Raw genomic sequence first — 10,930 nt, forward strand, 5'->3', positions numbered from 1 at the left:
AAGACGTTTTCTTTCGTTTAGGTGAAGATATTCGATCAGTTGTATTTTTTTTGGAATATTCAAGCGTTGGTTTACACAAGAGAACGAAGGATATTGAACGGAGACATTTTAAAGCGAGGTATTTATGTCCTGGATAATGGATGGCAGTGGATCATCTAAAAAGGCCATGTGTCTGGCGCTTTTTTTATTATTTTTTATGCTGGATCAATCCGTGTGGGCTTCAGGCCGACAACAGTTGCAAGGACATTTGCCCCGTGAAATGCAGAACGCCTCCCTTGTAGGCGATGTTCCCATTACGGAAAGTTTGGATCTGGGAATTGGATTACCTTTAAGAAATCAGGAAGTTTTGCATCAATTGTTGAGGAATTTATACGACCCTAAAAGCCCAGAATACCATCATTTCTTAACCCAAGAACAATTCACGGCATTTTTTGGCCCGACGGAATCGGATTATCGATCCGTTGTAGATTTTGTCAAAGCTCAAGGCCTTTCAGTGACAGGAATTCATTCTGGCCGCACCTTGTTGGAAGTAAATGGAACCGTCCAAGCGATCCAAAAGATGTTTCATGTCAAATTGCGTCATTTTCGCAGATCTGATGGAAGTCAATTTCGAGCTCCGGATGCCGAACCCTCCATAGACTTGGACGTGCCGTTGTCCCATATATCGGGTTTGGAGAATTACGCCCAACCCAAGAATTTTTTGAATATTAAGTCAGTTCTGTCTGCATCCATGCCGCGTGGTGCTTTGAGTGGGAAAACATCCAATGGCCCCACGGTTTTTGCGGGATCTGGAATTTCCGGAACTTATATCGGAAGTGATTTTCGGAATGCCTACCTTTCGAACCCAACATGTCTTCCATCTCTCACCGGTAGCGGTCAAAATATTGCATCAATTCAATTGGAAGGCTACTACGCTTCCGATATCGCCAACTACGAAAGCTTTGCAGGCATTCCCAGCAATGTTCCGATCAATGTTTTGTGTGGCGGATCGACGGGAGCACCAGGGGCAAGTACCGATGAACAAAGCCTCGATATTGAGATGCAAGTGTCCATGGCCCCATCGGCCAATATATATGTTTATGTAGCTCCCCCTACTCCGGCGGGATGGGACAGCCTTTTCGTCAATTTGGCGAATCCACCTGCCGGGGTTCCTCAAGCGAATCAGGTCAGCAGTTCCTGGGGGTGGTTCCTGGATTCGACCATTTCCAATGCGCTTCTGCAAATGTCCGTACAAGGGCAATCTTTTTTCCAAGCTTCAGGCGATTCTGATGCCTATTCATCGGACCCAGTGGATAACAGGGATGGGCTTTATACGACATTGGTCGGAGGAACCACCCTTTCCATGACCGGCTCTGGAGCGGCCTATTCTTCAGAAACCACCTGGAACTGGGGTGGTGGCATCGGAAGCGGTGGTGGGATCATGACGAGCCTTTCGATCCCTTCCTATCAAACATGGATTTCGATGACAAGCAACTACGGTTCGACCCTCCACCGTAATGTGCCTGACGTCTCCATGACTGCGGACAATGTCTTTGTGACGGCAAACAATGGGGGCCTGTATAACGAAGGTGGCACAAGCTGCGCTGCCCCCCTTTGGGCCGGGTTCACGGCATTGGTCAACCAAAAGAGAGCTGCGGTGGCATTAGCCCCTGTGGGGTTCTTTAACCCGACTCTTTACGCCTTGGCTTCTGTGCCAGCCAGTTATAGCAACGACTTCCATGACATCGCCGATGGCAGTAATAACGGAACATCCACGCATTATCCAGCGGTCGTTGGCTACGACTTGGCAACGGGGTTGGGTAGCCCAAAATGTAATCTGATAAATGACTTGTTGATTACCCCTACTCCTACCCCCACCTTCACCCCCACCTTCACTCCCACCTTTACCAATACCCCGACTCCAATCCCTGTTTGTACTCAGCCTGTACCGGGACCCAACTGCTGTCAGTTAGATACGGTCTGGGGTACGGCCGGATCCTTGAATTTTAGTGCGTTGAACCTAGGCTCAGAATTGGGGATCGTCGTGGACTCGCAATATGCCTATTTTGCCATGTATGGCACGACCAATGGTGGCGGTGGAATCCAGGTTGTCAATCGGTGTAATGGAGCAACCATGAATTTCATCCCAACCACCTCAAATCCATTTGGGATCGCCCAGGATGGAAACGGATCGTTGTACATCGCGGAACATGATCAAGGTCAAGCTTCCGTATTTAATCCGGTCTCGGGTTTGAAAGTCGGTGCCTCTTTTGGGGGCGGGATATTAGCGAACCCCCGTGGCATTTGGGTGAACAATGCGGGATTGGTGGTTTTTGTTACTGGTGAAGACGATCAAGTCCACCGCTTTGAACGCTCTTCCATAAGTGCCAACTTTACGGTTTCTTCGGCAACCTTAGGGACGACCGAAGGAAGTGGAAGCGATCAATTTAGAAATCCCGAGGGAATCGTTGTGTTCGAAGATGTGGCTTCGCTGGGAGGGCGGGATGTGGTTTATGTGGCGGATACGGGGAACAGCCGGATCCAGAAGTGGGTCGAAACCGCCGCAAACAGCCATTCGTATCAATTCGTCATGACCGTGGCATCGGGGTTCCAACCTAGACTCATGACCACGGATAACATGGGTCATATCTTTTTGGTCGGAACCGACAACACCCTTCGTGTCTTTAATTATGGGACCCACGGGACCACTTGGGGCGCGCCCGTCTATACCTGCCCTTCGTCCGGATCCTTAGGAATTGCGGTGGACAATTGGGGGATGATCTACGCGGGGAACGATACGACCAAGATTGTCAAGAAGATCACGGTTTGCGCTTTTCCAGCTCCACCCACGGCTCCTGCGCCTGGTAGCAACTGTTGCTCATTGGATACGGCTTGGGGAACCAGTGGTAGCTTGAATCTGACCAGTCTTGGTAAGGGACCTGAATATGGGTTGGCGGTCGGGCCCCAAGACGCTTATATGGTCATGTATGGTACAGGAGGCGCTTTAGGCGGTATCGAAATCGTCAACCGGTATACAGGCATTGCAGGTGGGTTCATCGCGACAACCTCCAATCCTTATGGGATCGCGCGGGACAACCAAGGTCTGCTTTATCTGGCAGAGCACGACCAAAGCCAGGTGTCGATATTTGACCCGGCCATAGGTCAAAAAGTCGGCGCATCCTTCAGTACTGGGGGCTCATCCAATCCACGTGGGATCTGGGTGAACGGTGCGGGTCTGGTTGCTTTTGTCGCCGGGGAGGATGACCGGGTTCAAAGATTCGAACGCCCCTCGACGACGGTCGATTTCACGGCGGCGCCGGTGGTTTTTGGTTCATTCGGGACCACTATGGACAAATTCACGAATCCGGAAGGGATCGTGGTGTTCGAAGATGTGGCTACACTGGGCGGGCGGGACGTGGTTTATATAGCGGATACGGGCAACAACCGGATCCAGAAGTGGGTTGAGACCACGGCCAATAGCCACTCTTACCAAGCGGTGATGACGGTGGCTTCTGGGTATCAGCCGCGTCTTATGACCACGGATAACGCGGGTCATATCTTCGTGATGGGCACCGATGGCACTTATCGTGTCTACAATTATGGGAACCACAATTCCACATGGGGCGATCCCATCTATACCTGTACGACCACGGGTTCGGTCGGAATTGCGGTGGACGATTGGGGCAGGGTTTATGGCGGGAATGACACAAGCAAGGTGGTCAAGAAATACCTGGCCTGTACGTTCCCGGCTCCACCCACGGCTCCCGCGCCTGGCAGTAATTGTTGCTCATTGGATACGGCTTGGGGAACCAGCGGGATATTGAGCCTTTCCCAACCATTCGGGATCGTCGTAGGGGCAACCGATGCTTATATCGCCTTACGAGGGGCGACGACGAATGCTGGTGGGATCCAGATCGTCAATCGCAATACAGGAATTCCTGGGGCGTTCCTGGCTACTCAGACCAATCCATTTGGCATCACCTTGGATGGTCAAGGATTGTTGTATCTGGCGGAGTATCTTCAAAATCAGGTTTCTATCTATGATCCCTCGATCGGCCAATTGGTTCCGGGTTCGACTTTTGGCGGATCAGGGACAGGGAATGGAAAATTCCAGAACCCGAAAGGGATCTGGGTCAGTAGCGATGGACTCATATGCTTTGTCTCCGAAGAAGGAGACAGAGTTCAACGCTTTGATCGTCCATCGATCAACAGCACCTTTAGTTATACCTCGAAATTGGGGAATGGCATTGATCACATGAGCGGGATCTCCGACCTTTGGAATCCTGAGGGTGTGGTCGTGCTTCGAGGTGCCTTATCCGGCAAGGATGTGGTTTATATTGCGGATACCGGGAACAGTCGTATCCAACGCTGGATCGAGACCGGAGTCGGGACACGAGCCTACAATCCGGATTCATCCATCACATTAGCGCGAGTTGCGACCGGCTTCCAACCGCGGCTCATGGCCACCGATTACGCGGGTCATCTTTATGTCATGTGCACGGACGGCACCTATCGGGTGTTCAATTATGGGAACCACACCGGGACCTTGGGTTCTGTCATCGATAGCTGCCCCAATACGGGACGTACGGGCATCGCGGTGGATAGCTGGAGAAGGGTTTACACGGGAAGTGAAGTTTCTAATCAAGTCAAAAAATACATAGCTTGTACCGCGAATTCGGGAGGCACGCCCTCTCCGGCAATTCGTGAAGGAATCGGAGATGGTGGGGAAGAAGGGGCGGACAGTTCTACACTGGACCTGCATCCGACCGCTACTCCAACTTTTGTCCCGGATGGAAGAGAAACGGCCACGGCGACGCCCACATCCACACCAAACAGAAATGATTTTGTCGTCGTAGCTCCCAATGTTTCGAGGAATGGGGAACCCATCAAGTTCCTCGTGAATCTGGAGAAGCCGGCCCGGATCGACTTGACACTTCTGGCCATCTCCGGGGAAACGATCTTCTCGGAGACCCTCCGGGGGGAATCTGGCTGGAACACCCTGAACTGGGGATTGGACAACCAACAGGGAAGCTCGGTGGCCAGCGGCCTTTATCTCTTCATCCTGGAAGCAAACGATGGCGAGACGGTTCAGGTCAAGAAGGGCAAGGTAGCGGTCCTGCATTGACCGAAAGGGTAGGATCCAACGGGAGCCCCCGGCCAAGACCGGGGGCTTTCTTGTTTAGGGTGAAACCCGAAGGCCTCTATTTAAAAATATTTAACGGAATAAAGCCGGGTCTCCGGCACTGGTAATAGGACAAAACCAAATCGATCGAGCTTTATTTATCAGCCAAAGGTATTCCTTGAAATCGGGTATCTTCCCAATCGAACGTTCCTCCTCCCCCAAGGGCCGTGGCTCTCTCGCCACGGGCGGAATATTGCTCTTGGTGTTTTTGACCGCCCCGGCTTTCGCCACCCCGCCCCGCGGGGTATCGGGCGATCTTTGGGCCGACCGTATCCTTGGCCAGCCGGATTTCACCGAGACCAAGTTCAACGAAACCAACGCCCGGAACCTCTACAATCCCACCAGCGTCCACGTGGACATCGCCCACAACACCCTTTACCTTTGGGATTCGGGCAACAACCGCCTCTTGGCTGTCCATAACCTCAGTTCGGCGGGGAACGACCAGGGCGCCGATATGGTCCTGGGCCAGCCCGATTTCAACCATTCCTCCTGCAATGGCGACTCTTTCTGGCAGGATTTCCTTTGGTCCAACAGCCCGAACGGTTTCCATAGTCCCCCGGTCCTCCCGAACGCTTCCTGCTTTTGCGGTCAGGGTTACATGCTCCAATCTCCCGCCGAGGCTTGGTCCACCGCCAATATGGACAATGACGCGGCTGGCAACCTTTATGTGCCGGATTACATCAACAACCGGATCCTTCGGTTCGATTACCCCCTCTCCACCCACCAAACGGCCTCCCACGTTTGGGGCCAGTTGGACGGGTCCGGGAACGAGCGATTCGACTATCAGGCCTATGACAACGGGGGAGCCAACAATCCTTCCACGCCCACGAACCAGAACCTCGGTTTTTTCCCGACGATCTATGGGGATGAGGGCGGTCTCCCCCAATACGGGGCGGGGGTGGCCTTGGACCGTTGGGGGAACCTGTGGGTGGCCGATTCCCAGAACCAGAGGGTCCTTCGTTTCCCGAACGTAAGTGGCCTCCCGTCCCATACGGCCGACGTGGTTTTGGGCCAGGCCAATTTCAACTCCAACGGGACCAATACCAATGTCAACAACCTCACCAGCCTCCCGATCCTCAACGACCCGCTGGCGTTGAGGGTGGACTATTCGGGCAATGTCTATGTGGTGGAATCCAATAATTACTATGGCCGGTTGACCATCTTCCAGCCGACAGGAACGGACGGTTCCGGGGTCCCGGTCTACGCGAACCATGGCGCCACCCAAAAGATCGTGGTCTCCGGCTCCACAGGCCCCATGGGGATCGAGATCGATCCCGCCATGAACAACACCTCCCAGGTGGGGTTGTGGGTGATCGACCATCTCCAGTTCAAGATGTTCCGTTATCAGGTGACATGGCCCGCTTTTTCCTATACCACCACCCGGACCATCAATACGCCCGAGTGCCTGGCCTCTCCCGGCATCGATGGGGTGGGGAACCTTTACATCAGCAATTACCGGGGCATGGGAGTTTTGCGCTATCCCGCGGGGAGCAACAACTACGATCTCTCGATCTTCCAGCAGCCCACCGGTGCCAATAACACCCAGAACAAGATCGGGGACGTTGGTTTCTATGTGCCGGACGGGGTTCTCGTGGCACCGCTTCCCGCGGCGGGAGTGACCCAACTGATCGCGGCGGACGGGATCCGCCTGCATTTTTGGAACATGCCCAATGGGGACCCGACCGCGCTCTCCAACGGCCAGCCCGAGGACGGTTACGCGGGCACCAGCCAGCCCTATGTCTTCAATTCCTCCTATTCGGCGGGGTTCGGGGAATTGGCCCTGGACGCCAATGGGACGGCCCTCTGGACCCTGAACGCCACCAATCCGACCCGGGTGGAAGCCTATAGTCTTCCCTTGCCGCTCCCAGGAGCGGCCGAAACCTCCCCGGTCCGGACCCTCGCATCCCCCTTGCCGGTCCTAGGGAAGACCGTCACCGTGCCCTGGACCAGCCTCGCCGGACTGACCGCCGACGAAGCGGGGAACCTGTGGATCGCCGACAGTCCGCACAGCCGGGTGATGCGTATCCGCGACCCCTGGGGCCAGACCTTGGGTTGTAATGGCCAGCCCGGTCCCTGCGTGGACGTGATCCTGGGACAACCGGACCCGGGGTCGGGCCCTATCCCTGCCAACTGCAATGGGGTCGCCACCTCCTCCCCTTGCAATGGTTCCCCCAGCGCCTCCACGTTGAATTTCCCGGGACAATTGGCCATGGACCATCACGGGGACCTCTTCGTATCGGATCATATGCTCGAATTCTTCGGGAACTTACGCCTATTGAGGTACGACGCCAAATCGATCCCGGCGAACAATCCCAGCTGTGTTTTCGCCATCCCGGCCGACGGGGTCTATGGGACCGGGGGAAGCTTTACGACCTATGGCTCCACCCTTTACGACAAATCCTTCTGGAAACCCGCCTTCAAATCCGACGATTCGGTCATGGTCGTGGGGACGAACAGCCAGGCCAGCGGGGGATATCCCCCGGTCATCATTCAAAACCCCTTGAACGGTGTGAGGCCCGCCGGGACCCCCGATATCCCCGGCGCCGGTGACAATCCGGTCGGCCATTTGAACGATTATGGTCCCCAATCCTTTGCCTCGGTCTTCGATGATCAGGACAACCTTTACGTGACCGAACTGAACCGGAACCGGGTCTTGATCTATCAGCATCCTTTCGGTACCCCGGGCCCCACTTCGACCCCCACCTCCAGCTTCACTCCCACGCCTACCGGAACCTCGACCCATACCCCAACCCCGACCGCCACCTCCACGTCCACCTTCACCGGGACCTTACCGACCGACACGCCCTCCTTCTCCCCCACACCGACATTGACCCCCACGTCGACGGCCAGCCCGACGCCGAGTTGGACCCCGACCCCTACTTCGACATGGACCTCGACCTTCACCTCCACGGCCTCACCCACACCCACGGGGTCCTGGACCCCGACCCCCACGAACAGCCCTGTCCTGGCTTGTGGCACCATTGTTTGGACCCAGACCCCCAACAGCCTCTCCGTCGCCCGTGGGATCGCGATCGACTACGGCCGGGGCCTGGGTTATGTGGCGGACAACAACAGCGTGCGCAAGTTCGACCTGACCACTGGTGCCCTCACGGGGACGGTCGGCGCGGGCAACCAATTCGGGTCACCCCAAGGGATCAACCTGGGCGGGGACGGGAACCTCTATGTGGCCAATTACAGTACGGGCAATCTCCAGAAGGTGGACCCGGTCTCGGGGACCGTCCTGGCGACCATTGGTTCCACCGATGGACTTGGGACTGTCCGGGACGTTTTCGTGGACGGCAATGGGGACCTTTACCTTACCGCCACCGCCAGCACCAACTCCCTGGTGCGCTATGTCTATGGGGCGCCTGCGACCTGCGGCGGGATCCCCACCTACACCAAGGTCATCCTGACCCTGGGCGGGACCGCCTTGAACACGCCCACGGGCATCGCCAAGGTAGGGCCACGGCTTTTCGTGGCCGATTCCCTCCATAACCGCGTGGTGATGTACCGGGAATCCACCACCGGTTCGAACAATTACGACCAAGCCACGGTCCTGACGGGTAATTCGGTCGCCCTCAACACGCCGCAGGAGCTGACCACCGACCTGGCGGGGAACATCTACGTGGCCGACTACGCCAACCAGGCCTTCGTGGTTTGGGGCCCGGACGGGACCTTCCAATCCAATTATCAAAAGAGCGGTTTTGGAAGCCCCTTCGGAGTCGGGGTGGACGCGTCCGGTAATGTCTATTTGGCCGACGCCAGCTCGGTGAACCGCGTGGTGAAGGTTTTTGGAGGATGTCTCAGCGAACCCGCCTACGGCACCTCCACCCCCACGGCCTCCTGCACGCCGACCTCCACCCGGACGGCCACCCCCTCGCCGACCCCCACCTCGACCTATAGCCCTACGGCCAGCCCGACCGACACATGGACGGGAACGTCCACGCCGACGGATACCTCCACTTCGACCTGGACCTTCACGGCCAGCGCTACCGATTCGCCCACCGATACCCCGACCGACACTTCGACCTGGACCTTCACCAACACGTCCACCTGGACCCCGACCGACACGCCGACCGATACCTCGACCCATGTCTTCACCGCCACTCCCACGGACAGTGCGACGGATACCTGGACCGATACCGCTACTTCGAGCCCGACCGGTACGTTCACTTTCACCCCGACGGTCACTTTTACATCGACCGCGACCCCCACGTTCACCGACACCTGGACCGCGACCTTCACTCCCACCCCAAGCTTCACCCAAACTCCGACCCCTTCCTATACGCCGACCGGGACCTTCACCGTGACACCGACCGCCACTTTCACCGTTACCGGCACTTTCACTAAAACCGCCACTTCGACCTTCACCCGGACCCCTACCCTGACCGCGACCCGGACCAATACGGGAACGATCACTCCGACCCCTACCAGGACCCAGACACCCACCCGGACGGGGACGCCGACCCGGACCAACACTCCCACGAAGACCTCGACCCCTACATCAGGGACCGGATGCGGGACCAGTACGGCGAACCTACAACTGATGGAATTCAGCAGCTGCGGCGGCAACCAGTCCATGGAAAAATTCGAGGTCATCAACAAGGGGACCGCGCCGGTCACCCTTTCGGACATCTCCATCAAATTCTGGGTGGACGATGTTTCCGGACAAGGATTGGTGGGAGCGGTCAACTATGGCGGTTGTTTTGGTTCCACTTGTACGGCCGTATCCGGAGTGGCCGTCCATACGCTGAGCTTCTCCCCGGCCTGCGGACCCGACGGCACCCATCAAGCCGATTGGGAGGTCACCCTATCGACGACCGACAGTCGGACCCTGGCCGCCGGGGTGACTTGGGCCAATATCCAGACCGCCCTGCACTTGTCCAATTGGTCCAATTTCGCCAATAGTTCCATATGGTACAGCCCCTGTGGAGTAGGGGGCGGAACGACCTATACCAACGACCTGCATTATGCGGTCTACTTGAGGGGGAACCTGGTGACCGCTTCAGGAGGGATACCCCCCGCCTGCCGGCCTTTGCCGACCTGCACGCCCAATGGTGGCTCGATGATGGCCATGGTCCTCGGGGACCAGGATAAGGCGACCTCCACCCCGACCGCCGGATCCGACCGGGAAAGGGTCCCGTTCGCCATGGCGGCGCCGAACATCTCGCGGGATGGGGAAGAGGTGAAGTTCCTGGTGAGATTGGAACAGGCCTCCACCATCCATTGGGTCCTCTTCGACCTTTCCGGGGAAAAGGTCCTCGCCCGGGATATCCAGGGGCAAGCGGGCACTAACAGTCTGTCATGGGTTTTGGACAATCAGAACGGGAGCCCCGTGGCCAGCGGTCTCTATCTCTACGCCATCAGCGCCCAGGAAGGGAGCCTCATCAAGACCGCCAAAGGAAAGGTGGTCGTCCTCCACTAGACCTTTGCGCTTGAAATCCCAAAAAACTATCCTTTAATGAGGCCTTTCAGCGACAACTGAAAGGCCTTTTCTTTTGCGCCCCACCCGGCTCATCCTCTTCGACCTCGACGGGACCCTTACCTATGGCATTTCCACCACCCGGTTCCTCTTCCGCCGGGCCGGGGACGAGGCCTTTTTCGAATACCTGGAACAGGAATGGTTGAAGGACCGGATGGACCACCTGACCCTGGCGAAAAGGGTCACGAAAAAAATGACGGGTTGGCGGGTACGGGACCTGGAGAGGAGCCTGCATCTCATCCCGAAGATCCGTGGGATCGCCCGGACCGTCCGGGCCTTGAAGAAGC

At 56.7% G+C, this 10,930-nt stretch carries 3 protein-coding genes; all 3 read left to right on the top strand.

Translation table 11 applies throughout. The features are described from left to right. Positions 1-124 precede the first annotated feature (124 nt). The gene (locus VHE12_07905) at positions 125-5,104 is read left to right on the top strand and encodes a protease pro-enzyme activation domain-containing protein (GenBank protein HVZ80708.1); all 4,980 of its coding nucleotides are present in this window, start codon (positions 125-127) and stop codon (positions 5,102-5,104) included. Positions 5,105-5,354: 250 nt separating this feature from the next. After that, positions 5,355-10,586: a hypothetical protein gene (locus VHE12_07910; protein HVZ80709.1), complete on the top strand. Its 5,232-nt coding sequence runs from the start codon at positions 5,355-5,357 to the stop codon at positions 10,584-10,586. Between the two features lie 73 nt (positions 10,587-10,659). Next, a partial coding sequence (locus VHE12_07915; GenBank protein ID HVZ80710.1) for a hypothetical protein occupies positions 10,660-10,930 on the top strand: 271 nt, incomplete at its 3' end.

It is taken from the genome of bacterium (assembly GCA_035549195.1).
GTDB lineage: Bacteria > Oederibacteriota > Muellerivitia > Muellerivitales > Muellerivitaceae > DASZRK01.

Coding starts and splice junctions, on each gene's coding strand:
- VHE12_07905 (HVZ80708.1), top strand. CDS start 125: ATGTCCTGGATAATGGATGGCAGTGGATCATCTAAAAAGGCCATGTGT.